The organism is Mesorhizobium sp. M7A.F.Ca.AU.002.02.1.1 (genome assembly GCF_003998535.1).
GTDB lineage: Bacteria > Pseudomonadota > Alphaproteobacteria > Rhizobiales > Rhizobiaceae > Mesorhizobium > Mesorhizobium ciceri.
Map to the genome: position 1 here is coordinate 1 of NZ_RZPB01000909.1, position 2,130 is coordinate 2,130.

Consider the following 2,130-nt stretch of genomic DNA (forward strand, 5'->3'; position numbering starts at 1 on the left):
GCTGCTGGAGCGCAACCTGTCGTGGTCGAGACCTTTCCGTCTGCCGTCACCGCGCTGGCGCTGTCGCCATTGGGCGAACTGACGGTCGGGCTGGAAAGCGGCAAGTTGCTGATTGGCGGCAGCGACGTTTCACTGCCGGCCGGGATCAGCTGCATCACCGCACTAGCCTATGCGGATGACGGCACGCTGTGGCTGGCCAACGGCTCGACCGAGCATGCGCCATCGCAATGGGCCGCCGATCTGATGAAGAAGGGCGTGTCCGGTTCGCTCTGGAAGCGAGGCGCCGCAGGCGGTGATTTCCGCAAACTCGCCGGCGACATTGCCTTTCCCTACGGGCTGCATCCTGTCGGCGAGGATCTGCTGGTTAGCGAAAGCTGGCGTCACCAGCTTGTTCGCTTCGATGGCGCTACCGGCAACCGCTCGACGGTGCTTGCACATCTGCCGGGATATCCCGCGCGGCTGTCGCCGTCCGCCGATGGTGGGGCCTGGCTGACCTTGTTTGCGCCGCGCAACCGGCTGATCGAATTCGTGCTGCAGGAAACGCATTACCGGCAGGACATGCTGAGCCAAGTGCCGCCGGCCTACTGGATCGCGCCGGCACTGGCGTCCAGCCGCAGCTTCCTCGAGCCGCTGCAATGCGGCGGCATCCGCACCATGGGCATCCACAAGCCGTGGTCGCCGAGCCGCTCCTATGGGCTGGTGGTCAGGCTCGACCAGAAGATGCAGCCGCTGTTCAGCCTGCACAGCCGCGCCAATGGAACGCGTCATGGCATCTGCAGCGTTGCGGAAAAGGATGGCCGGCTGTTTGTCGCCTCCAGAGGCGGCGACTGCGTGCTGGCGATCGATGCGGGAGGTTTTTGATGGAACCGATCGTTCGGCTGGAAAACGTCACCAAGAATTATCGTGGCGTGCCTGCGGTGAAGAACGTCAGCTTCGAATTGCGCAAGGGCGAGATCCATGCGCTGCTCGGCGAGAACGGCGCGGGCAAATCGACGCTGACCAAGATCATCGCCGGTGTGGTCGATGCCACTTCGGGCAAGATGTTCCACAATGGGCAAGAGATCGCCTACGCCTCGCCGCACGCAGCGCTTGAAGCCGGCATCGCCATGGTGTTCCAGGAGACCAGCCTGGTGCCGTCGATGACGGTGGCGCAGAACCTTTATCTCGGCACCGAAAAGTTCCTCAACCGGCTGCGCGGCACCTACATTTCAGCGCAGCAGTTCCTGCAGTCGCTGAATTTTCCGGTCGACCCCAACGCCATGGTGGCAACGTTGGGCGCCGCCAAGCGGCAGATGGTCGAGATCGCGCGCGCCGTCCACCACAATGCCGAGATCATCATCTTCGACGAGCCGACGGCGACGCTGACGCCGGAGGAGAAGCGGCACTTCTTCGCGCTGATCCGCCGGCTGAAGGCGGGCGGCGTCTCGATCGTCTTCATCAGCCATGCGCTGGAAGAGGCGCTCGATATCGCCGACCGCATCACCATCCTGCGCGACGGCGAGCTGGTCATTACCGACGACACATCCGCCTTCGACCGCGACAGGATCGTTTCCGCCATGGTCGGGCGCACGCTATCGGGACAGATCTACCGCCAGCGCGACGAAGCGAAGCTGCGCAAGGCGGGCAAGAAAGTGCTGTCGGTGCAGGACATTTCGATGAGCAATGTCGTGCGCAACACCTCTTTTTCGATCTTCGAGGGCCAGATCACCGGCGTGTTTGGGCTGATCGGCTCCGGCCGCACCGAGACATTCAAGATCGTCTCAGGCATCTACAAACGGGATTTCCTGCGCGGGGGCGCGATTGAACTCGATGACAGACCGGTGCGCTATCTCGTGCCGAGCGAAGCGGTGGCCGACGGCATCGTCTATGTCACCGAGGACCGCAAGAGCGAAGGCATCTTCGAGACGATGGGCATTGCCGAAAACCTGTTCGGCGGACTGCTGGCGGCGGGCCGCGAAAAGGCCTGGGTGATCAACACGCAGGAGATGCGCGCGCTCTCGGCCGAATGGACGAAGACGCTGAACATCAAGGCAATCAACGACAATGCGCGCGTCGTCGAGCTGTCAGGCGGCAACCAGCAGAAGGTGGTGATCGGCAAGGGGCTGGTGCAGAAGCCGCGCATCGTCATCT

The 2,130-nt window shown here is 63.1% G+C and carries 2 protein-coding genes; both read left to right on the forward strand.

Annotated elements, in window-relative coordinates; translation table 11 throughout:
• Positions 1–861 (forward strand): hypothetical protein (locus EN879_RS33150; protein ID WP_127274568.1); only part of this gene is annotated, 861 nt, incomplete at its 5' end.
• On the forward strand, positions 861–2,130 hold a 1,270-nt coding region (locus tag EN879_RS33155), incomplete at its 3' end, for a sugar ABC transporter ATP-binding protein (protein ID WP_164774737.1). The genes EN879_RS33150 and EN879_RS33155, both read left to right, overlap by 1 nt.